General features: G+C 68.0%; 20 protein-coding genes. 5 read left to right on the top strand and 15 right to left on the bottom strand.

The features are described from left to right. Nucleotides 1–61: 61 nt before the first annotated feature. Nucleotides 62–907 carry a thioredoxin gene (gene trxA, locus AC1Q7H_RS00985; RefSeq protein ID WP_013957581.1) on the bottom strand — a complete coding sequence of 282 codons (846 nt, stop codon included), beginning with the start codon at nt 905–907 and terminating at the stop codon, nt 62–64. Nucleotides 908–1142: 235 nt separating this feature from the next. On the opposite strand from trxA, the gene AC1Q7H_RS00980 reads away from it, so the two are divergent. Continuing rightward, nucleotides 1143–2858, top strand: a complete 1716-nt coding sequence (locus AC1Q7H_RS00980; RefSeq protein ID WP_153953683.1) for a long-chain fatty acid--CoA ligase — start codon at nt 1143–1145, stop codon at nt 2856–2858. 69 nt (nt 2859–2927) lie between these two features. Here the strand turns inward: AC1Q7H_RS00980 and AC1Q7H_RS00975 are convergent, their stop codons facing one another. Then, nucleotides 2928–3728, bottom strand: a complete 801-nt coding sequence (locus AC1Q7H_RS00975) for an ankyrin repeat domain-containing protein (RefSeq protein WP_013957579.1) — start codon at nt 3726–3728, stop codon at nt 2928–2930. Nucleotides 3729–3745: 17 nt separating this feature from the next. Beyond that, the gene (locus AC1Q7H_RS00970; protein WP_249221190.1) at nt 3746–4501 is read right to left on the bottom strand and encodes a gamma-glutamylcyclotransferase; all 756 of its coding nucleotides are present in this window, start codon (nt 4499–4501) and stop codon (nt 3746–3748) included. Between the two features lie 255 nt (nt 4502–4756). On the opposite strand from AC1Q7H_RS00970, the gene AC1Q7H_RS00965 reads away from it, so the two are divergent. Beyond that, nucleotides 4757–5077 (top strand): hypothetical protein, encoded by a 321-nt coding sequence (locus AC1Q7H_RS00965; RefSeq protein WP_013957577.1) that lies wholly within the window; start codon nt 4757–4759, stop codon nt 5075–5077. A gap of 80 nt (nt 5078–5157) precedes the next feature. Here the strand turns inward: AC1Q7H_RS00965 and AC1Q7H_RS00960 are convergent, their stop codons facing one another. The 7 genes from AC1Q7H_RS00960 to AC1Q7H_RS00930 form a co-directional block, all read right to left on the bottom strand. After that, nucleotides 5158–5505 (bottom strand): FKBP-type peptidyl-prolyl cis-trans isomerase, encoded by a 348-nt coding sequence (locus AC1Q7H_RS00960; protein WP_010813699.1) that lies wholly within the window; start codon nt 5503–5505, stop codon nt 5158–5160. A 59-nt stretch (nt 5506–5564) separates the two neighbouring features. Further along, nucleotides 5565–6113 (bottom strand): YaeQ family protein, encoded by a 549-nt coding sequence (locus tag AC1Q7H_RS00955; protein ID WP_013957576.1) that lies wholly within the window; start codon nt 6111–6113, stop codon nt 5565–5567. A gap of 111 nt (nt 6114–6224) precedes the next feature. Then, nucleotides 6225–6533, bottom strand: a complete 309-nt coding sequence (locus AC1Q7H_RS00950; RefSeq protein WP_013957575.1) for a hypothetical protein — start codon at nt 6531–6533, stop codon at nt 6225–6227. 108 nt (nt 6534–6641) lie between these two features. Further along, nucleotides 6642–7229: a YceI family protein gene (locus tag AC1Q7H_RS00945; protein WP_153953681.1), complete on the bottom strand. Its 588-nt coding sequence runs from the start codon at nt 7227–7229 to the stop codon at nt 6642–6644. Between the two features lie 14 nt (nt 7230–7243). Beyond that, nucleotides 7244–7627 carry an MAPEG family protein gene (locus AC1Q7H_RS00940; protein ID WP_010813695.1) on the bottom strand — a complete coding sequence of 128 codons (384 nt, stop codon included), beginning with the start codon at nt 7625–7627 and terminating at the stop codon, nt 7244–7246. A 65-nt stretch (nt 7628–7692) separates the two neighbouring features. Next, on the bottom strand, nt 7693–7935 hold the full coding sequence (locus tag AC1Q7H_RS00935; protein WP_010813694.1) for an RNA-binding S4 domain-containing protein: 243 nt from the start codon (nt 7933–7935) through the stop codon (nt 7693–7695). Next, the gene (locus tag AC1Q7H_RS00930; protein ID WP_013957573.1) at nt 7935–9692 is read right to left on the bottom strand and encodes a glutamine--tRNA ligase/YqeY domain fusion protein; all 1758 of its coding nucleotides are present in this window, start codon (nt 9690–9692) and stop codon (nt 7935–7937) included. Before AC1Q7H_RS00930 ends, AC1Q7H_RS00935 begins: the two co-directional genes overlap by 1 nt. A 254-nt stretch (nt 9693–9946) precedes the next feature. On the opposite strand from AC1Q7H_RS00930, the gene AC1Q7H_RS00925 reads away from it, so the two are divergent. Further along, nucleotides 9947–11386 (top strand): CoA transferase, encoded by a 1440-nt coding sequence (locus AC1Q7H_RS00925; RefSeq protein ID WP_492380833.1) that lies wholly within the window; start codon nt 9947–9949, stop codon nt 11384–11386. On the opposite strand, the gene AC1Q7H_RS00920 is transcribed toward AC1Q7H_RS00925, so the two are convergent. The 4 genes from AC1Q7H_RS00920 to AC1Q7H_RS00905 form a co-directional block, all read right to left on the bottom strand. Beyond that, complete coding sequence (locus tag AC1Q7H_RS00920) at nt 11383–12000, bottom strand: pyridoxamine 5'-phosphate oxidase family protein (protein ID WP_153953679.1); 618 nt, start codon at nt 11998–12000, stop codon at nt 11383–11385. The genes AC1Q7H_RS00925 and AC1Q7H_RS00920 overlap by 4 nt on opposite strands. Before the next feature lie 55 nt (nt 12001–12055). Further along, nucleotides 12056–12916, bottom strand: a complete 861-nt coding sequence (locus tag AC1Q7H_RS00915; RefSeq protein WP_013957570.1) for a PhzF family phenazine biosynthesis protein — start codon at nt 12914–12916, stop codon at nt 12056–12058. 174 nt (nt 12917–13090) lie between these two features. Further along, complete coding sequence (ggt, locus tag AC1Q7H_RS00910) at nt 13091–14716, bottom strand: gamma-glutamyltransferase (RefSeq protein ID WP_013957569.1); 1626 nt, start codon at nt 14714–14716, stop codon at nt 13091–13093. A 38-nt stretch (nt 14717–14754) separates the two neighbouring features. Next, the gene (locus AC1Q7H_RS00905) at nt 14755–15732 is read right to left on the bottom strand and encodes a Bug family tripartite tricarboxylate transporter substrate binding protein (protein WP_013957568.1); all 978 of its coding nucleotides are present in this window, start codon (nt 15730–15732) and stop codon (nt 14755–14757) included. A gap of 163 nt (nt 15733–15895) precedes the next feature. On the opposite strand from AC1Q7H_RS00905, the gene AC1Q7H_RS00900 reads away from it, so the two are divergent. Further along, nucleotides 15896–16780: a LysR substrate-binding domain-containing protein gene (locus AC1Q7H_RS00900; RefSeq protein ID WP_013957567.1), complete on the top strand. Its 885-nt coding sequence runs from the start codon at nt 15896–15898 to the stop codon at nt 16778–16780. Nucleotides 16781–17084: 304 nt separating this feature from the next. Further along, on the top strand, nt 17085–19349 hold the full coding sequence (gene katG / locus AC1Q7H_RS00895; protein ID WP_211980042.1) for a catalase/peroxidase HPI: 2265 nt from the start codon (nt 17085–17087) through the stop codon (nt 19347–19349). Nucleotides 19350–19551: 202 nt separating this feature from the next. On the opposite strand, the gene AC1Q7H_RS00890 is transcribed toward katG, so the two are convergent. Continuing rightward, nucleotides 19552–20025, bottom strand: coding sequence for an aminoacyl-tRNA deacylase (locus tag AC1Q7H_RS00890; RefSeq protein ID WP_013957565.1), 474 nt, complete (start codon nt 20023–20025; stop codon nt 19552–19554).

Here is a 20025-nt window from a genome sequence, read left to right as displayed (position 1 = left end):
GCAGGAAATATGGCGGAACTGAGTCCGCCAGTTTACCGCGCCGGGGCCGCGGCCCGGCCGCTCAGTTCAGCGCCGTGCTCAGCTGGCGGCGCCAGCGCGACACCACGTCGGGCCGGTCGGCCAGCATCTCGAACACCGACAGCATGGTCTTGCGGCCGATATCGTCCTCGAAGGTGCGGTCGGTGCGCACGATTTCCAGCAACTGCTCCAGCGCCGGCTCGTACTGCTGGCGCGCGATCAGCAGCCTGGACAGGTCCAGCCGCGCGGCCAGGTCGCGCGGGTCGGCGGCAATGCGCGCGCTCAGGGTGGACTCGTCCGGCAGGCCGGACAGGCCCTCCATCGCGTCCATGCGCATGCGCAGCGCGGCATGGGCGTCCTGCTGCGCGGCCTGCGGCGACAGGGCCTCGAACTGCGACCTGGCCTCGGCAATCGCATTGCCGTCCAGCAGGAAGCCGATATAGGCCAGCCGGGCGGCGTCGGTCTCGGGGTCGAGCGCAATGGCTTCGTCAAACTTCGCCTCGGCGCCGGCCCGGTCGCCCTCGGCGGCCAGTTGCAGCGCGTCATGCAGGGCCATCTGCGCGGGCTTGGGCATCAGCCGCCCTAGGAATTCACGCAGACCGGACTCAGGCAGCACGCCGATGAACTGGTCCACCGCCTGGCCGTCGGCAATTGCCACCACGTGCGGGATGCTGCGCACGCCGAAGTGCGCGGCCAGGTCCTGGTTCTCGTCGACATTGACCTTGACCAACTTCCACTGGCCGCTGGCCTCGGCCTCCAGCCGTTCCAGCATCGGGCCCAACGTGCGGCAGGGGCCGCACCACGGCGCCCAGAAGTCGACCAGCACGGGCGCCTGGCGCGAGGCCTCGATCACTTCGGTTTCGAAATTCTGCAGGGTGACGTCGCTCATGGGGAATCCTGGATCGGGGGAGAGGCGGGAGCGGCCAGCCTGGGCCGCCCGCCCGCGGGGGGCAAGCAATCTATACCTCTATTGTGAGGGCGAAGGCGCCGAATGCAACGGCCTGTGCCGATACCGCGCCCGCGGGGTTCGGGAAAGTCTGTGGTTGAAAATAGAACGATCGTTCGGTTATAGTCCTTGACCATACCGAAAGACCCGGTCCGCGAGACCGCACAGGAGACGTTGCATGCAGACCCCAGTTCGCCCGCATTTCCAGTTCTGGCCGAAGCGCCTGCCGACCGCCATCGTGCTGCCGGAGACCTCGCTCTGGGCCAACCTGGAAGTTTCGGCGCTCCGCTATGCCGACAAGGCCGCGATCCGCTACTTCGGCAATGCCATCACCTTCCGTGAACTGGAGGCGCAGGCCACCGCGGTGGCCGGCTGGCTGCAGCAGAAGGCGGGCGTGAAGAAGGGTGACCGGGTGCTGCTGTACATGCAGAACTGCCCGCAGTTCATCGTCAGCTACTACGCCATCCTGCGCGCCGACGCGGTGGTGGTGCCGGTCAACCCGATGAACCGCGCCGAGGAATTCAAGCACTACGTCACTGACGCGCAGGCACGCGTGGCGATCTTCACCGCCGACCTGGCCGCCGGGGTCGAGCAGGCGCAGGCGGAGCTGGCGCCGGCCGAGCGCCTGCAGCATTTGCTGGTGACCCAGTATGCCGACGCGCTGCCGCCCACGCACGAACATCCGGAAGACGCGCCGCCGGCCTGGCTGACCACGCCGCATCCGCTGCCCGCGGGCGCCACCGCGTGGCCCGAGGCGCTGGGCGCCGGCCTGCAGCCCGGCCCGCACACCGCCGGCCCGGACGATATGGCTGTGATGCCATACACCTCGGGCACCACCGGCTTCCCCAAGGGTTGCATCCACACGCACCGCTCGGTGATGCACAACATCGTCGGCGGCGCGACCTGGTCGGGCTCGGGTGCCGAATCGGTGATCCTGTCGGTGCTGCCGCTGTTCCACGTCACCGGCATGCAGTACGGCATGAACGGCCCGATCTACAGCGGCGCCACCGTGGTGATGCTGCCGCGCTGGGACCGGGAGGTCGCCGGTCGCCTGATCTCGCGCTACCAGGTCACGCACTGGACCAATATCCCGACCATGGTGATCGACTTCCTGGCCAGTCCCAACCTGGCCCAGTTCGACCTGTCCAGCCTGCGCTATATCGGCGGCGGCGGCGCGGCCATGCCGCAGGCCGTGGCCGAGCGCCTGCGCGAGCAGTTCGGGCTGAACTACCTGGAAGGCTACGGCCTGTCCGAGACCATGGCGCCGACGCACAGCAACCCGTCGGACCGGCCCAAGCTGCAGTGCCTGGGCGTGCCGACCTTCAACACTGATGCGCGCGTGGTCGACCCGGTCACTCTCAAGGAACTGCCGCCCAACGAGATCGGCGAGATCATCGTCAGCGGCCCGCAGGTGTTCAAGGGCTACTGGGGCAAGCAAGACGCCACCCGCGACGCCTTTATCGAGTTCGAGGGCAAGACCTTCTTCCGCACCGGCGACCTGGGCCGCATGGACGAAGAGGGCTACTTCTTCATCACCGACCGCCTCAAGCGCATGATCAATGCGTCTGGCTTCAAGGTGTGGCCGGCCGAGGTGGAGAACCTGCTGTACAAGCATCCGGACGTGCAGGAGGCCTGCATCATCGGCACGCGCGACCCGTACCGCGGCGAGACCGTCAAGGCGGTGGTGGTGCTGCGCGCCCATGCTAAAGGCAAGACCACGCCGGAGCAGATCATCGAATGGGCCAAGGAGAACATGGCCGCCTACAAGTACCCGCGCGTGGTGGAGTTCGTTGAGGCGCTGCCGAAGTCGGGCACCGGCAAGGTGATGTGGCGCCATCTGCAGGAAAGCGAGAATGCGCGAAACACCGGCGCAGCGGAGAAGCCCGCGGCCTGAGGCAGCCGGGTAGCCAATGAAAAAGGCTGGTCGACCGATCAGCCTTTTTCATTTACACGGTGCCGGCCCTCAATGCCCCCGCACCCGCATCAGCATCTTCACCATCGTCTTGTAGCCCCGCTCGCGCGCATGGCGCGTGGGGGTCACGCCTTCGCGGTCGGCGAGGTTGGCGTCAGCGCCGGCATCCAGCAGAAGCTGCACCGTTTCCTCGTAGCGGGTGCTGCCATCGCCCAGGATCACCGCTTCCAGCAGCGCGGTCCAGCCCAGGTCGTTGACATGGTCCACGGCAACGCCGGCCTTCAGCAGCAGCTTCACCACCTCGACATGGCCGTGCTGGCTGGCGACGATCAGCGCGGTGCCGTCATAGCGGTCGGTGCTGGCCAGGTCGGCGCCGTTGGCCAGGGCCAGGCGCACCACATCGGCCTGGCCGGTGGCGGCGGCCAGCAGGAAGGGGCTGTTGGATTCGGCGTCCTTCAGGTTCACGTCGGCACCGGCCAGCAGCAGTGTGCGCGCGACCTCGGCGCGTCGGTTCTGCACGGCCGCCAGCAGCGCGCTGCGCCCGCGTTCATCTGCGGCGCGCGCCGAGGCGCCGGCGGCCAGCAGGCGCGCCACCAGTTCCTGGTCGCCGGCGCTGGCGGCGGTGATCAGGTTGCGGTCGAGCGTGCCGATGGCGTCGCGGTGCAGCGGCGGCTGCATGGCCGCGCTGCGCGGCGGGCGGGCGGCGGGCTGGCTGGCCGCGCCGCCGGCGGGCCGTGCGGCCAGGGTCTGCCCGCCCTGGGCCGCCAGCAGGCCGCCGCCCATCAGCAATCCCATCAGGCCCAGCAACTCGTTGAGTGCCTGTCTGCGGGTGCGGGCGGCGGGGCGCGTCATGGCGGCAGCTCCTGGGCTCAGACGGTTTCGTGGGGGCTGGCCGGCAGGGGCGCTGCGTGGTCGAGGGCGGCGTGCGCAGCGCGCTCGGCATCGGCGGCATCGTCGGCCTGCAACTGGCGCCAGAGCCGGCCCAGGTAGGGATCGTCGACGCCGTTGGTGGCCAGGCCCAGCAGGGTCTGCTGCAGGTATTCGCGCGCGGGGCCGTACAGTCCGGCAGCATGGCGCAGGCGCTCGACCACGCGGATATCCGGCAGCCGGCCAGCGTAGGCCTCATGCGAGCGGTTCATGACGAAGGCGAGGGCGCGCTGCTCAGGCGCGCGGGCATCACCGGTGCGGATGCGCAGCCAGCGCGGATGGTAGGCCCCGGTCAGCATCTCGCGGCGCCACAGCACGCGGAATTCCTGCTCGACCACATGGCTGGGGACGCGGAACACCATGCCGTGGCAGCAGCCGCCCCGGTCCAGGCCCAGCACCAGGCCCGGGTTGTCCCAGGTGCCCCGGTTGATGCGGGAATAGAGGTAGAAGCCGCGGTGGTAGCCGTGCACCGTGGCGCGCTGGCGCTCGGTGTGCACCACCATCGGGTTCCAGATCAGCGAGCCATAGCCGAACAGCCAGACATCGCCGCCGAGCGCGGGATCTTCCGGGCGGCGCGCCAGCGCATCGGACAGGGACTGCTCCAGCACGGCTTCCGGCAGCAGCGAGGACGCAACCGGAGTACTGCACAGCGAGGTGCGCAGACGGTCGGATTCGAGGTCCTGTCGCGTGATGGCCATGGTGCAAGCATAAATCAAAGCTGCGCCACGGGAAGGTGGGGGAAATGACATAAGTGCCAGTTTTCCTCGGAATTGTCTGAGCGAGCGGGTCGGGTGTGGGCGGTTCGCAACGGTTGCGGCAGCGTGCTGCCTCTGTCACTCGCCGCGGACGAGTGCTGCCGCACCTTTGTCCGCGATCAGACGGCCGTGAATTGCTGGCCCGCGCGGCTGCCATGTCCTTACAATGGTGGCCTCAATCCATAGGGGGAACCCGCGATGGCACGTACGCTTACGGTGGTGTTCGGCAGTGGCAAGGAATATGACTTCACGATCGGCACGGACGAACTGGCCGCGGTCACCGAGGACGCCGCGTGGCGCTGGTTCGACCGGGAATACACCGAGCTGGACTGCCAGGCGTCGAGCCCGGTCGGCAAGGTGCTGGTGATCGACAAGATCCTGAATGTCGCCAAGTTTTCCGGAGAAGCGCGCTTTTCCGGCGATCCTGCCTGGGCGCAGGACTATGCCCGCCATGCGGCGCGGCTGCTGGACCGGGACAAGGTCCGCGTCGATGTCGGCAACGCCGCCATCGGGTTCTGAGGCGCGGGCGCGCCAGCAAAACGGGTAGTTGCCGCGGTTGTCGCCCCTGCCTTTGCAGGCGCGACAACCTTCCTGCCGGCTTAGACCGCCAGCAGTTCCACTTCAAACAGCAGGGTAGCGTTCGGCGGGATCACGCCGCCGGCGCCGCGGGCACCGTAGCCGAGGTCGGCCGGGATCACCAGGCGGCGCACGCCGCCCACCTTCATGCCCTGCACGCCTTCGTCCCAGCCGCGGATCACATGGCCGGCACCCAGCGGGAACACGAACGGGTCGTTGCGGTCCTTGCTCGAATCAAACTTGCGGCCAGCCTGGCCGTTCTCGTACAGCCAGCCGGTGTAGTGCACGGTGACGTGCTTGCCGGCGGTGGCTTCGGCGCCGGCGCCGACGGTGGTGTCTTCGTATTGCAGGCCCGAGGGCGTGGTTTGCATGGCGTATTTCCTTCCGATGGGAACAGACGTGGTGAGAGGAGAACGCAGCGCGGCTGCGTTCAGGCTTGGGCGCGCTGGAGCACATCCAGCGTCAGTTGCACATTGCGGTCGTCGTCGGCCACCCAGATGTCGCCGTCCTGGATCGTCACCGACAGGCGCATGGCGCGCTGCGCCAGCGCGGCCAGGGCTTCGACCGCTTCCGCCGGGACATTGTAGACGGTGACGTTGCGCAGCTTGCCGGCCTTGCCCGCCATGCCCTTCCACCATTCGCGCGCACTGGCGGCGTTGTAGGTGTAGACGGTCACACGCTCGGCCCGGGCGGCGGCGCGCTTCAGGCGCGCTTCGTCGGGCTGGCCCAGTTCGACCCAGTGGGCGATGTCGCCGGTCAGGCGCTTGTCCCACAGGTCGGGTTCGTCGGGTTCGTCCAGGCCGCGCGTGAAGGCCAGCGTTTCGGTGGCTTCGCAGGCAAAGGCCAGCAGGCGCACCATCATGCGCGCGTCATTCTCGGACGGGTGCTTGGCGATGGTCAGGCTGTGGCTGCCGTAGTAGGGCCGGTCCATGTCGGAGACCGACAGGTCAGCTTTGAAGATGGTGGATTTGAGCGCCATGAGGTGAAGTGTGCGGCAGGCGCCCCGGCTGGGGTGCGGGAGACGCAAAAGGCCGCATCATACGCCATTTGCCGGACACCGCCTGCGGGCCCGGCATACTCGCCCAACGGCTCAGCGCTTGCGGTATTCCTTGAGGTAGAAGCGCAGCAGCGCCGACAGCAGCAGCGTGCTCAGGAAGCCGGCGGCAACGATCAGCGCCTGCCCGGCGGTGGTGTCGATCTGGCCGGCCACCCCGAGGCGGAACAGCCAGGTGCCGACCATCATCGCCAGGAACGGCATCAGCAGCGCGCCGCGGCCGTAAGTCTGCACTGCCCACAGCGGGAAGCGGCGCAGGAAGTCGCCCGGAATGCTGCAGGCCAGGCAGGCACCGGCAGCTGCAAGTGCGGCGGCCACGATGTCGCCGGAATGGATGTCGAACATGGTCTCGGTCTCGCGCGCCCCCACCAGGCACACGCAGACGAGCGTGGCGGGAATTGGGCAAAGCGCTGATTCTACAAGAGAAATTTGCGCCGGAGGTGACGAATAGGGTTACTGTGGGGTGCCGCCCGCGGGCGATGCCTCGACCGCCACTTGCAGCGTCACGGTGTCGCCTACCTCGGGCAGGAAGCGGGTCATGCCAAAGGCACTGCGCGGCACCTCGGCGCGGAAGTCGCCGCCGCAGACCTGCCGGCTCACGCCGAAGAAAGTCACCTCGCCGCAGCGGAAACGCTCGGCCTGCAGGCGCAGCGGCTGCGTGACGCCGTGCAGCGTCAGCTCACCTTCCACCGCGGCCAGCCGGCCACCTTCCATCAGGAAGCGGTTCGCGCGCAGCCGCGCCACCGGGTGCTGGGCAGTATCGAAGAATTGTGCCGAGCGCAGCACGCCATCCAGGGTGCGGTTGCCGGTATCGACCGAGGCCAGGTCCACGGTCACATCGAGTGCACCGGCGCCGCTGTCCGCGTCATAGACGAGGCGCCCGTCGATCTTGCCGAAGCGCCCGCGCACCGAGCTGCGCTCGAAATGGCTGGCGGAAAAATAGACGGTGGTGTGCGCCGGATCGATGGTGTATTCAAGCGGCGCCGCCTGCGCAGCGGTGATTCCCAGGGCGGCAGCAAGTGCCAGCGCGCGTGCGGCCATGGCTCAGTCGGCGCTCAGTGGACAAACACGGGCAGCAGGAACATCCCTACCACCGACAGGTAGCCGATGGTCCAGCACAGCGTGCGCAGCGTGGCGCGGTCGGTCACGTAGCACACGGTGTAGAGCAGGCGGGCCACGATGAAGACCACGGCCAGCTCGTCGATGCGGGCCTGCGGCGCCTGCAGGTGGCTGGCGGCCAGCACGGCGGCGGCAAAGAAGGGGAAGGCCTCGAAGTGGTTGCGGTGCGCCATGTCGGCGCGGCGCGCGCGGCCGGACTGCTGCTCCAGCCAGCCGCGCGGGTCATGGTTGTCATAGCCAGGCCCGCTGGCCTTGGCGATGGCCACCGTCGCCAGCGGCAGGATGCCGGCCAGCAGCACGCACCAGAAAGCGATCGGCATAGTCCAGTCCTTTCGGTTGCAATGCCGGCGCGCCATCACTGGCGCCACCGGCCCGGCCCGCGCGGTCAGGCGGCGACCACGCGGATCTCGATGCCCGCCAGGCCCACCACCTGCCCGGCGCGGATCTTGGCAGTCTTGCGCGATTCGGGCGCACCGTCCACCGAGACTTCGCCGGCGGCGACCAGCGCCTTGCCGGCGCCGCCGCTGTCGCACACGCCCGCCAGCTTGAGCAGGTCATTGAGCGCGATGAACTCGCCCTCGAGTGGGAAGGTGATGGTCTGCACGGCTGCCTTGCCAGGTTTGGCCATCACTTGCCCCAGCTATCTTTCAGACCGACGGTGCGGTTGAAGACCGGCTTGCCCGGCTGCGAATCGGTGCGGTCGGCGACGAAGTAGCCATGGCGCTCGAACTGGAAGCGGTCTTCGGGCTGCGCTTCGCGCAGGCCCGGCTCCAGGTAGGCGGTGATCACCTGCTTGGAATCCGGGTTGAGCGCATCCAGGAAGTTCTTGCCGCCGGCATCCGGGTTGGGGTCGTTGAACAGGCGGTCGTACAGGCGCACTTCGGCCTGGTACGCGTGCGCCGCGCTGACCCAGTGGATCACGCCCTTCACCTTGACGCTGTCGGCGCCCGGCGTGCCGCTCTTGGTTTCGGGCAGGTAGTTGGCGTGCACGGCGATCACGTTGCCGTCGGCATCCTTGTCCACGCCGGTGCACTCGATCACGTAGCCGTACTTCAGCCGCACCTTGTTGCCCGGGAACAGGCGGAAGTAGCCCTTGGGCGGGGTCTCGTTGAAGTCCTCGCGCTCGATCCACAGCTCGCGCGACAGCGGGAACACGCGGCGGCCCAGTTCCGGCTTCTTCGGGTGCACCGGCGCCGAGCATTCTTCGCTCTGGCCTTCGGGGTAGTTGTCGATCACCAGGCGCAGCGGGTCCAGCACGGCCACGCCGCGCGCGGCACGGCCGTCCAGGTCGTCGCGCACCGCGCCTTCGAGGGTGCTCATGTCGATCCAGCTGTCGGCCTTGGCCACGCCCACGCGGTCGCAGAACAGTTGGATCGATTCCGGGGTGTAGCCGCGGCGGCGCACGCCCACCAGCGTGGGCATGCGCGGATCGTCCCAGCCGTCCACGCGCTGTTCATCGACCAGCTGCTTGAGCTTGCGCTTGCTGGTGATGGCGTAGGTCAGGTTCAGGCGCGCGAACTCATACTGGTGCGGCAGCGGGTCGCGGAACACGCCGCTGTCGCGCAGGTGCTCCAGCACCCAGTCGTACAGCGGGCGGTTGTTCTCGAACTCCAGCGTGCACAGCGAATGCGTGATGTTCTCCAGCGCGTCCGAGATGCAGTGGGTGAAGTCGTACATCGGGTAGATGCACCACTTGTCGCCCGTGCGGTGGTGATGGGCATGGCGGATGCGGTAGAGCACCGGGTCGCGCATCACGATATTGGGCGCGGTCATGTCGATCTTCGCGCGCAGTACGTGCTCGCCGTCGGCGTACTTGCCGGCGCGCATGTCGCGGAACAGCTGCAGGTTCTCTTCGACGCTGCGGTCGCGGTAGGGCGAGGGCTTGCCCGGCTCGGAGAAATTGCCGCGGCTGGCGGCGATCTGTTCGGCGGTCTGGCTGTCGATATAGGCGGCGCCGCGCTCGATCAGGGTCTCGGCAAAGGCGTAGAGCTGGTCGAAGTAGTCGCTGGCGTAGTACAGGTGCGGCTGTTTGGCGCCGTCCTTGCCCTCACTGTCCCAGGAAAAGCCCAGCCAGTGCACCGCGTCGATGATCGAATCGACGTATTCGGTGTCTTCCTTGACCGGGTTGGTGTCGTCAAAGCGCAGGTGGCAACGGCCGCCGTAGTCGCGCGCCAGCCCGAAGTTCAGGCAAATGCTCTTGGCGTGGCCGATATGCAGGTAGCCGTTGGGCTCCGGCGGGAAGCGGGTGATCACGGTCGGCAGCGGTTCGCCGGCCTTGTCCTGGCGGCCGGCATAGGTGCTGGCGGCGAGGTCCTGGTCGATGATGCTCCGCAGGAAGTTGGAGGCGGCGGGGGTGCTGTCGGTAGGCTTGTTGTCGTGGCTCATGATGGCGCCGGTTGGCCGGCCTGATGCGTCTGGGTGCTTGGGCCGGGTCGTCAGATTGCGTGGCGGAATGCCAATAACGGGATTTTACCGTGCCGGAGCCGCCGCACGCCGCGAGCCGCCGCGGATTTCCGCCCATCTCCCGGATTTGCGCCCGCGCGGACGCGCCTGGCTGCGACGAAAGTGATGTGTCGGAGTAGCATGGAAGCGTGCCGGCCCGCGGTGGCCGGCTTTGGTCCATCGCTGCAGGAATGCCCATGAACGCCCAACCCGATGCGGCGCCAGTGCCGCTTGAGCCCTCTGAAGTCGTTGCCGCGCTGTGGCGCGATGCCGGCCTGCCCGCCGAGGCGCTGGCGCACCTGAAGCTGGACGGCGCCGAGCCGGTGCTGCCGTCGAGCTTTGCCGTGGGCACCGCCGCCCAGGCCAGCCTTGGCGCCGCGGCGCTGGCGGCCGCCGCGTTGTGGCACAGCCGCACCGGCCGCTGGCAGGACGTCAGCGTCGACATGCGCCATGCCATCACCGAATTCCGCAGCGAACGCTACCTGCGCGTCGACGGCGGCCCCGCGCCCGAACTGTGGGACAAGCTGGCCGGCATCTACCGCTGCGGCGACGGCCGCTGGGTGCGCCTGCATACCAATTTCCCGCACCACCGCGACGGCGTGGTGCGCTTGCTGGGCTGCGCCAATGACAAGGCAGCCGTGCAGGCCGCGCTGGACAAGCGAGACGCCGAAGCCTTCGAGACCGCGGCGTCCGACGCGGGCCTGGTCGTTGCGGCATTGCGCAGCTTTGAGGAATGGGACCGCCATCCGCAGGCGGCCGCCTTGCGCGGCCTGCCGCCAGTGACGCTGGAGCGCATCGGCGACGCCCCGCCGCAACCGCTGCCGGCGCCCGCATCCCCGGACGCGCAGCCGCTGTCGGGCGTGCGCGTGCTCGATTTCACCCGCATCATCGCTGGCCCGGTGGCGGGCCGCACGCTGGCCGCGCATGGCGCCGACGTGCTGCTGGTCACCGCCTCGCACCTGCCGTCGATCCCGCCGCTGGTGATCGACACCGGCCGCGGCAAGCGCAGCTGCCAGCTGGACCTGCGCGATCCGGACGACAAGCGCACGCTGCACAAGCTGCTGCACGGTGCCGACGTGATGGTGCAGGGCTATCGCCCCGGCGGCCTGGCCGAGCTGGGGGTGGGGCCGGAGGCCGCGGCGCGCGCGCGTCCGGGCATCGTCTATGTGTCGCTGAGCGCCTATGGCCACGTCGGGCCGTGGTCGCACAAGCGCGGCTTCGATTCGCTGGTGCAGACCGCCACCGGCTTCAATGATGCCGAAGCGCAGGCGGCCGGCAGCGACACACCGCGTCCGTTGCCGGCGCAGGTGCTGGACCACGCCGCGGGCTACCTGCTGGCCTTCGGCGCGATGGCCGCGCTGCACCGGCGCGCGGTGGAGGGCGGCAGCTGGCATGTGCGGGTGTCGCTGGCGCAGGTGGGGCAGTGGCTGCGCGGCCTGGGGCGCGTGCCGGACGGGCCCAAGGCGCCCGAGCAGAAGATCGACGACGTGGCCGACCTGCTGGAGGCGGTGCCGTCGGGCTTCGGCATGCTGACTGTGGTGCGCCATGCGGCGCATCTGTCGGAAACGCCGGCGCGCTGGACGTTGCCGTCCGAGCCGCTCGGCACGCACGCGCCGGAGTGGCTGCCGCGCGGTTAGTAGAGCGTGGTGCGCTGCCGCTCGGGCAGGTCGCGGTCGTAGGCGGCGCCGTCGATGGCGTTGTCGGTCAGCGTGGACAGGATCTCGCCGTTGCTGGGCAGCGACTGGCGCGCCACCTGCGCATCCGCTGCCCACAGGCGCGAGCGGATCAGCGCGCGGGCGCACTGGAAGAACACTGCCTGCACCGTGACCACCAGCACCGTGGTCGGGGCCTTGCCGTCGACCACGCAACGCGCGACCAGCGCCGGGTCGACGCTGATCTGCGCGGTGCCGTTGACGCGGATGGTCTCGTTGATGCCGGGGATCACGAACAGCAGCCCGACGCGCGGATCGGCAACGATATTGCGCAGGCTGTCGATGCGGTTGTTGCCGCGCCGGTCGGGCAGCAGCAGCGTGCGTTCGTCCAGCACCTGCACAAAGCCCGGCGCATCGCCGCGCGGCGAGCATTCGGCCCAGTCCTCGCCCACCGTCGACAGCAGGCAGAAAGGTGCCGCCTCGATAAAGTCGCGGTAGTGCGGGTGCAGGTAGTCGACTTCCTTGGACAGCGACGGGGCCGCCGGTTGCGCGTAGAGCGCTTCCAGGTCGGCCAGCGTGGTGATGGCGTGCGAGGTCATGGCAGGCGGGGCGTGGGTCGGCGGGGGCGAAACCGTCAATGTAGCGCAGATGCCGTTACACGGTCACGGTACCCCGGCCGATCTCCAGCACGCGGCCGCCCACGTGGATTGCACCGTCGGCGCTGACGGCCAGGTGCAGCCGGCAGGGGCGACCAACGGCCTCGCCCTGATCGATCGCGTATTCGGCCGGCAGCGCGTGGCCGGTGGCCAGCAGCCAGCCGCCCAGGTTGGCGCAGGCCGAGCCCGTGCCCGGATCCTCGGCCACGCCGCCGCCCTGCTTGGTGAAGAAGTAGCGCGACAGCACGCGGCCGGGCCGTTCCGGGTCGAAGGCAAAGACGTAGGCGGTCTTGCGGCCCAGGCTGCTCTGCGGCCAGATCTGCAGGCGCGCGCTGTCGGGATTGGCGCGGCGCACGGCATCGGTGCTGCGCACTGCCACCAGCAGCTGATCGGCGCCGGTGTCGACCCACATCGGCGACACCAGCAGATCGCGTTCCTGCAGGCCGAGCAGGCTGGCCATGTCGGCATCGGGCAGGCCGGCCGGCGCGGTCTTCGGCTTGCCGTTGTGAGGGGCGGTGAAGGTCCAGACATCGCCCTGCGCGGTCACCGGCACCACGCCCGCCGGGAACTCCAGCGTCAGCGCGTCGCCGGTGCCGGTCAGTTCGCGCACCACGTGCGCGGTGCCCAGCGTCGGATGGCCGGCGAAGCGCATCTCATAGCCCGGCGTGAAGATGCGCACCCGCGCGCTGGCACGCTCCGACGGCAGGATAAAGGTGGTCTCCGACAGGTTGAACTGCAGCGCCAGCGCCTGCATGGTGGCATTGTCCATGCCGCGCGCATCCTCGAACACGCACAGCGGATTGCCACCGAAGGTGGATTCGGCAAAGACGTTGAGCAGGCGGAAAGCGTAGGTGGTCATGGCGCGGGGGGCTCCGGAGGCTGGTGGGTCACCAGTGTACGGAGCGGGCGCGGACACACCATGCACAGTTGGGCCGATCGCGGGCGGGCCAGTTGCGGACAATTCTGCCGCACCATGAAAAACGCCCGGGCGGACCCGGGCGTATCGCTGGCGCAGGCAACTGAGTCAGCCGGCTCAGAACCCCACCGCCTGGCCATCGCGCCGGCTGTCGCTGGCCGCGACATAGCCGTGCTCGGCATCGTCCGACAGGCGCCAGATGAACTGGCCCGAGCCAAAGTCCATGTACGGATCGTCCACCGACTTGAGCTGGTGGCCGCGCGCCTTCAGGCCCTCGACCGTGGCCGGGTCCATGGTGCTTTCCACATCCAGCGTGAAGTCGCGGTTGACTTTCCAGCGCGGCGCGCAGCACGCGGCCTGCGGCTGCTGGTTGTAATCCAGCATGCGCACCACGGTCTGCAGGTGGCCCTGCGGCTGCATGTCGCCGCCCATCACGCCGAAGCTCATCACCGGCTGGCCGTCCTTGGTCAGGAAGGCCGGGATGATGGTGTGGAACGGACGCTTGCCGCCCGCGACCACGTTGGCCGACTTCGGATCCATCGAGAAGCCCACGCCGCGGTTCTGCAGGCTGATGCCGGTGCCCGGCACCACCACGCCCGAGCCGAAGCCCATGTAGTTGGACTGGATGAACGAGATCATCATGCCGTTCTCGTCGGCGGCGGTCAGGTAGATGGTGCCGCCGACCTTGGGCATGCCAAAGTTGAAATGCGTGGCGCGCTGCATGTCGATCAGCTTCGCGCGCGACTTCAGGTACGCGTCATCGAGCATTTCTTCCGGCGTGACCTCCATGCTGCGCGGGTCGGCCACGTAGCGGTAGAGGTCGGCAAAGGCCAGCTTCATTGCCTCGATCTGCAGGTGCTGCGAGTCGACCGAATCCACCGGGATCGACGACATGTCGAACTGGTCCAGGATGCCCAGCGCGATCAGCGCGGCAATGCCCTGGCCGTTGGGCGGGATCTCGTGCAGCTCGTAGCCGCGGTAGGACTTGCTGATCGGCTTGACCCAGTCGGGGCGGTAGTTGCGCAGATCATCGAGCGTCATGGCGCCGCCGCACTGCTGGCTGAAGGCGGCAATCTGCTCGGCGATCTCGCCTTCGTAGTAGGCGCGGCCACGGGTCGCGCCGATCTTGCGCAGGGTTTCGGCGGCAGCCTTCATGGTGAACTTCTCGCCCACGGCGGGGGCGCGGCCATTGGGCATAAAGGTCTCGGCATAGCCGGGCTGGTCCTTCAGCTCAGGCACCGCGGCGGCCCACTTGTGCGCCACCACCGGCGGCACGGCATAGCCGCGCTCGGCGATCTCGATCGCCGGCTCCATCAGGTCGGCGAACGGCAGCTTGCCGAAGCGCTCATGCAGCGCGGCCCAACCGGCGACCACGCCGGGCACGGTGACCGAGTCCCAGCCGCGGATCGGGCGGTTGGCCAGGCCGTTGGCATCGGTGCCGTATTTGTTCTTGAAGTACTCCGGGCTCCACGCCGCCGGGGCCACGCCCGATGAGTTCAGGCCGTGCAGTTCCTTGCCGTCCCACAGGATGGCAAAGGCATCGCTGCCCAGGCCGCACGACACCGGCTCGACGATGGTGATTGCGGCGGCCGCGGCGATGGCGGCATCGACCGCATTGCCGCCCTTGAGCAGCATGCGCAGGCCGGCCTGCGCGGCCAGCGGGTGCGAGGTGGAGACCACGTTGCGCGCAAACAGCGGGATGCGCACGGAGGGGTAGGGGTTGGTCCAGTTGAAGTTCTGCATGCTTGTCTGTGTCCTTGTGCTTGGGCGCTCAGCGGCCCTTATTCTGCCGTGATCTTGCGATCCTTGATCAGCTTGCCCCAGCGCGCGCTGTCCTTCTTCACCATCGCGGCGAACTGCGCCGGCGTGCCGCCGACCGGCTCGGCGCCCAGCTTGCCCAGGCGTTCCTTGACCTCGGGCGACTGGATGGCCTTGTTGAATTCTGCATTCAGGCGGTTGACGATATCCGCCGGCAGGCCCTTGGGGCCATAGATGCCGAACCAGGTATCGGACTCGAAGCCGGGCAGGCCCGACTCACTCGCCGTGGGGATTTCCGGCGCCAGCGGCGAGCGCTTGGCGCTGGTCACCGCCAGTGCCTTGAGCTTGCCGTCCTTCACATGCGGCAGGCCCGACACGATGCTGTCGAATAGCACCTGCACCTTGCCCGAGATCAGGTCCGGCACGGCCAGCGCGGTGCCGCGGTAGGGAATGTGGGTGATGAACACGCCCGCCTGCGCCTTGAAGGCCTCAGCGGTCAGATGCACCACGGTGCCGTTGCCGCTGGAGGCGTAGTTCAGTTCGCCGGGATGCTTCTTGGCGTAGTCGATCAGCTCGCGCACGTTCTTCGCCGGCAGGCTGTTCGGCACCACCAGCAGGTTGGTGGCGATCGCCACCTGGCTGACCGGGGTGAAGTCGGTCTCGGTGTTGTACGGCAGGCGGGTGTTGATATACGGCCCGATCGAATGCGTGCTGGTGGTGGCGATCAGCAGCGTATAGCCATCGGGCGCAGCCTTGGCGGCCATGTCCGAGCCGATCGCGCCGCCGGCGCCGGGGCGGTTGTCGACCACGATCTGCTGGCCCATGCTGGTGCCCACCTTCTGCGCGATGGCGCGTGCCAGCAGGTCGGTCGCGCCGCTGGCCGGGAAGGGCACGATCAGGCGGATCGGCTTGCTGGGATAGGTGTCGGCCAGTGCGGGCGTGGCGGCCAGGCAAAGCCCGCAGCCAAGGCCGATGCCGAAGCGGCGCAGCCAGGATTTCATACTTGTCTCCGGTGTCAGGCGATTGGCCCCGATTCATGAGCCGGTCTTCATTATTCCGTGCTGCCGGTCACAAAGAAAGCTAATATTTCTTTCCAATGTCACAAGGAAATCTTAAGAATCGCGCCTTGCCGGCATATGCCTGACTCTTCTCTTGTGTGCACCGATGAGCACTGTCCGCTTTCTCCGTACCTTCGTTGCCGTGGCCGAGCACGGCTCCTTTGCCGCCGCCGCCGGCCAGGTGGCACTGACCCAGGCCGCCGTCAGCCTGCAGATGCGCGCACTGGAGACCGAGCTGCGCCGCGAGCTGTTCGACCGCAACGGCCGCGTGGCCGTGCTCAATGCCGACGGCCGCGCGCTGCTGCCGCAGGCGCGGCGCATGCTGGCGCTGTATGACGAGATGCGGTTGCCGCTGGCCTCGGACCAGGCCATGGCGGGCGCGGTGGCGGTGGGTGCGGTGGTGTCGGTGATGGGCGGGCTGTCACATGCGGTAGCGCATATGAAGCGCACTTATCCTGCGCTCGACGTGCGCCTGGTCGGCGCCAAGTCGATCGAGCTGGCGGCGCAGGTCGAGGCCGGCGAGCTGGATGCCGCCATCCTGGTCGAGGGCGCCGCGCGCGTGCCCGGCACGCTGCGCTGGACGCCGCTGTACCAGGAGCCGCTGGTGGCGATCGCGGCACGCGGCAGCCCGGGCCGCGATGCGCGCGAGGCGCTTGCCACCAATCCCTACCTGCGCTTCGACCGCAGCCAGCGCACCGGCGTGCTGGTCGAGCGCGCGCTGCGCCGCGCGCACCTGAAGGTCAACGAGTTCCTTGAACTGAACGCGATCGAGGCGCTGGTGGAGCTGGTGCGGCAGGAAGTCGGCGTGACCGTGGTGCCGCTGCTGCGCCGCGCGCGCTGGCGCGACGACGAGGCGCTGCGCATCCTGCCGCTGCTGGTCAACGGCGAGCCGGTGATGCGTCACATCGGCATGCTGGAACGGCGCGACCACGGGCGCGGGCAGGTGACCGCGGCGGTACGGGCGGCCTGCAGCGAGCTGTTCGGCGCCTAGTGCGGGTTGCGTCCACGCCATAACCGGGATCTATCGGGAGGATAGTCAGAAACGCATTCTCCTGGCGCTCAGCTGTGCATATATTTGGGTTGCGGACTGCCGCGGCCGCATTGCCATGGGGCGGCGCCCGACGCTACCGCGTCGGAGCATGCCCAGCGCGCCGGCAGTCATCAGCCGGCATGCTTTTGAAGGAGATTCCCGGCGTGGATCCGCAAGATCCGCCGGAGCGGGATCGCTGATGCAACAACGACCCCCCGCGCCATCGCTGCAGGTGTGTTCAGTACGTCCCACAAGGAGAGAACGCATGTCAAACGAAGCAAAGTGTCCCGTCACCCATACCGCTGGCGGCGGTACGACCAATCGCGACTGGTGGCCAAAGCAACTGCGCCTGGACCTGCTCAGCCAGCATTCCAGCAAGTCCAACCCGCTGGGGGCGGACTTCAACTATGCGCAAGCCTTCAAGAGCCTCGACCTGGCGGCGGTGAAGAAGGACCTGGCGGCGCTGATGACTGAATCGCAGGACTGGTGGCCGGCGGACTTCGGCCACTACGGCCCGCTGCTCATCCGCATGGCCTGGCATAGTGCCGGCACGTACCGCATTGGCGATGGCCGTGGCGGCGGTGGGCGCGGCCAGCAGCGTTTCGCGCCGATCAACAGCTGGCCGGACAACGTCAGCCTGGACAAGGCGCGCCGCCTGCTATGGCCGATCAAGCAGAAGTACGGCCAGAAGATCTCCTGGGCCGACCTGATGATCTTGAGCGGCAACGTCGCGCTCGAGACCATGGGCTTCAAGACCTTCGGCTTCGGCGGTGGCCGCGAAGACACCTGGGAGCCGGACCTGGATGTGTACTGGGGCAATGAAAAGACCTGGCTGGGCGGTGACTTTCGCTACGGCAAGGGTGCCGCCGGCAAGTACGACGACGAGGGCGTGATCGTCGCCGACGAGGAAATGCATGGCGCCGAGGCCAGCCGCACCGACCAGGAACGCAACCTGGAGAACCCGCTGGCCGCCGTGCAGATGGGCCTGATCTATGTGAACCCGGAAGGCCCGGAAGGCAACCCTGACCCGCTCGCCGCGGCGCACGATATCCGCGAAACCTTTGCGCGCATGGCCATGGACGACGAGGAGACCGTCGCGCTGATTGCCGGCGGGCATGCCTTCGGCAAGACGCACGGTGCCGGTCCCGCCGGGGACAACATCGGGGCCGAGCCCGAGGGCGCCGACCTTGAAAACCAGGGCCTGGGATGGTCAAGCACCTTTGGCACCGGCAAGGGCGTCGACACCATCACCAGTGGGCTGGAGGTGACCTGGAGCAATACGCCGACAAAGTGGGGCAACAGCTATCTGGAGAATCTGTTCGGCCACGAATGGGAGCTGACCAAGAGTCCCGCCGGTGCCAACCAGTGGGTGGCCAAGGATGGCGGGGAAACCATTCCGCACGCTTACGATCCGTCGAAGAAGCTGCGGCCAACGATGCTGACCACGGATCTTTCGCTGCGTCTGGACCCGGTTTACGAGAAGATCTCGCGGCGCTTCCTGGAGAATCCTGACCAGCTCGCCGATGCCTTTGCCCGCGCCTGGTTCAAGCTGACCCACCGCGACATGGGCCCACGCGCCCGCTACCTCGGCCCGGAAGTGCCGGCCGAAGAGCTGATCTGGCAGGATCCCATCCCGGCGGTCGACCATCCGCTGGTCAACGAGCAGGACATCGCCGCGCTCAAGCAGAAGATCTTGGCGTCGGGGCTGCCGGTCTCGCAACTGGTGCAGACCGCCTGGGCCTCGGCCTCCAGCTTCCGCGGTTCGGACAAGCGTGGTGGCGCCAATGGGGCGCGCATCCGCCTGGCGCCGCAGAAGGACTGGGCAGCCAACGAACCCGAGAAGCTGGCCAAGGTGCTGAAGGTGCTCGAAGGGATCCAGGCTGAGTTCAATGGTGCGCAGTCCGGCGGCAAGAAAATTTCGCTCGCCGACCTGATCGTGCTGGCCGGCGGTGCCGGGATCGAGCAGGCGGCGCAGAAGGCCGGCCATCGCGTGACCGTACCATTCACGCCGGGCCGCATGGACGCCTCGCAGGAACAGACCGACGTGCAATCGGTCGGTGCGCTCGAGCCGAAGGCAGACGGCTTCCGCAACTTCCTCAAGCAGAAGTACAGCATCCCGGCGGAGGCGCTGCTGATCGACAAGGCGCAATTGCTGACCCTGACCGCGCCCGAGATGACGGTGCTGATCGGCGGGCTGCGCGTGCTGAACGTCCATACCGGGCAGGATGCGCATGGCGTCTTCACCGACCGGCCGGAAACGCTGACCAACGACTTCTTCCGCAACCTGCTCGACATGCGCACGGAATGGAAGCCGCTGTCGGAAGCCCGCGACGTGTTCGAGGGGCTTGACCGCAAGACCGGTGCGAAGAAGTGGACCGGTACCCGGGTCGATCTGGTGTTCGGTTCGCATGCCCAGTTGCGGGCGCTTTGCGAGGTCTACGCAAGCGAGGACGCGCAGGAGAAGTTTGTCCGGGACTTCGTCGCCGCTTGGGTCAAGGTGATGAACCTCGACCGGTTCGACGTCGCTTGAGCGGTCGCCGGGTCCCGTCAGGGCTGTCATTGCCCTGACGGGGCCGGGTCCGCGAGGTGAGCGAAGATTCTTCGCCGGTCAGCGTGGCCGGCGGCGGCAGCTTTTTGCCATCCGCGCGTGAGCGGCTTGGCGAAGCGATTGCCAACGCAAAGAAAAGCGGCCGGCAAGCGCCGGCCGCGTGGCCTGCCAAGGCATGCCCGGTCTACATCATCCTGTGCGCAAAATGCCCGCGCCGCGCGTCGGCCATCAGGTCGAGGAACTGCCCGGTGCTCATGTGCACCAGTTCCTGGTGGTCGCCCGCCTCGAAGTAGACGTCGGGGTGCGTCAGCAGGCTGTCGTCGAGCCAGGTCTGCGTGCCGTACGCCATGCCAACCGGCGGGATCGCGCCGTGGTCGCAGTCGCGGAACACTTCGCGCACGCCATCCTCATGCGCCAGCGACAGCTTGCGGCCGGTCTGCTCGCAGATCTCCGACAGTTTCAGGTGGTGAGTCGAAGGAATCACGACTGCGACGTAGCCGCTGCCGTCTTCCAGCAGGACGGTCTTGGCCAATCGGTCTCCGGGAATGTGTGCGGCCTGCGCAGTGGCCATGCTGCTGAGGCTGTAGGGGTGCCGAACGGTGTCGAACTGGCTCTGCTTCTTGCTCAGGCATCTCGCCAGCGTGGTAGACATGGTCAT

This window comes from Cupriavidus sp. GW823-FHT06D04, from assembly GCF_058795055.1.
Note: the sequence above shows the minus strand (reverse complement) of the source record. Positions and strands in the feature narration are given on the sequence as shown.